Annotated in this window: 1 protein-coding gene; it reads left to right on the top strand. The window is 46.9% G+C overall.

From position 1 onward, the window contains the following. Positions 1-396: 396 nt before the first annotated feature. Positions 397-1,362 (top strand): SGNH/GDSL hydrolase family protein, encoded by a 966-nt coding sequence (locus tag BUA85_RS16430; protein WP_072903049.1) that lies wholly within the window; start codon positions 397-399, stop codon positions 1,360-1,362. Positions 1,363-1,823 lie beyond the last annotated feature (461 nt).

Here is a 1,823-nt window from a genome sequence, read left to right as displayed (position 1 = left end):
TCTGTCTCATCTCCACTCCTTGGTGGTTGCGATGTGCCAGAAACCCTCTCTTATCAAATCACCCTAAACTGTCCCATTAGCGCTGACGTCAGACACCAGTACCCCCTCAAAAAAACCGGCTTACCAGAAGGGCTCAATCTACATTCGAAAACTCGACGAGTGTCGACTAGCGGAGTGTTCAGCCGAGGATTGGGCATTCCTGTTTTCAGAAAGAGTTTTCTCTTTGTCAGTTCCGAGGCCAATCAAAGAATGAGGATCAACACCAATTATCTTTCCTCAGATTGATTCTATTTTCAGTTGAACCAATGTTGTTCTTATTCTCGTTTACGCAAGGTTAAGCGAGAAATCTTGCCGCATGCGAACTAATATTACAAAAGTAACAAATGGGGGGTTATAATGAAACTCAAGAAACTTGGTTTAATCGCGACTTTGAGCGTAGCAAGCGGGATTTCAGCAGCAACAGTAAGTGCTTCTACGCTAGAGCAATATGGATTTAGTGATGTTGTCATATTTGGGGACAGTCTGAGCGACCCCGTCAATAATTTTGGACCACCAACAAGCTTTATCTATCCTAACGACCAAGTCACAAACGGCGATACTTGGGCGGTAAAATTAGGCTACGATGATCCATCCACCAATAATTTTGCGGTTTCTGGTGCGACTGCGAAAACAGATGGCGGTGGCGACTTCATGGAGCAAATCGAGACCTTCATGGGAACCAATCAAACCTTGGGCGATAGCGCACTTGCCATAGTGTGGTTAGGTGGAAATGATATTGCCAATGCTTTGTTTGGAGACCCCTCAAACGCCGTAAATCGACTCACTGAGGGTGTTACGGCATTGGCAACCGGCCTAGCTGCACTGGCAACTACTGGTTTTGATCAAGCGTTGGTGTTTACGTCGCCAGACATTGGCGACACCCCGCTAGCCAAAGCTAGTGGTGTTGAGGGTGCCGCATTTGCAAGTTTTCTCACTACAGAGTTCAACCGTGCTCTGGTTGGAATTGGAGAGGCGGAAGTCGCGCAAGGCGTAACCTTGAACGAGCTAATCGACTTGGCATTTCTCGACGTCCCGACCCTTGCACTAGAGGCTAAAGGTACCATTGACTACACCAATGATGAGGATGCATGCTTCGACGGGCAGACTTTTGTAAACGGCTGTGATTTGGCCAATGCAAACGGGTTTTTCTACTATGATCCGTTCCACCCTACTGACACAACTCATGGGTTCATTGCACAAAAAGCAGAGCTAGCGGCTGAGCAGCTGGCGCCAGTACCTCTCCCAGCAGGGTTTGTGTTGATGGGAACGGTTCTTGCTGGATTTGGTTTTGTGTCTCGCCGTCAGAGAAAACAACAAGCCTAGAAAACACGTCGGACCCGCGCTCGAAAACTTTTACATCGAGCACGGGTCGACCTTCATTTTAATGGTTGAATGAAGATCAAGAACAAAATTTTAGAGCGCCCAAACATTGTTCTCGTGTCTTTGTGAGATCTATCTGACCAATCATAGGGTCCTTCAGAGCTTTACGGCCAGTAGAACAGGGCTCAGCACCGGTCGATTTGCGCTCACTCCCGACTTTCGCCGCCGTGCAGTATTCTGAAGACCCGCAAAAATATTCAGGTCAATTGAGTATTCTGAGTATCCTACAAATAAACTTATCAAGATTAACTTGCCTGCAATAAATATTATTGGCTCTCTCCAAGACTTTTACGGCTCTATAATTTGCGATGCAAAACTGTAAGTGACGGCGAACGTCGTTTAGTAGCTACCCAAGTCGGCATTGCAATCCACACTCATTGAGCAAACGGACGAATTAAGCACGG

The organism is Cognatiyoonia sediminum, from assembly GCF_900129845.1.
Taxonomy (GTDB): domain Bacteria; phylum Pseudomonadota; class Alphaproteobacteria; order Rhodobacterales; family Rhodobacteraceae; genus Cognatiyoonia; species Cognatiyoonia sediminum.
The sequence above is the reverse complement of the archived record's forward strand: the minus strand, read 5'-3'. Positions and strand labels throughout refer to the sequence as shown.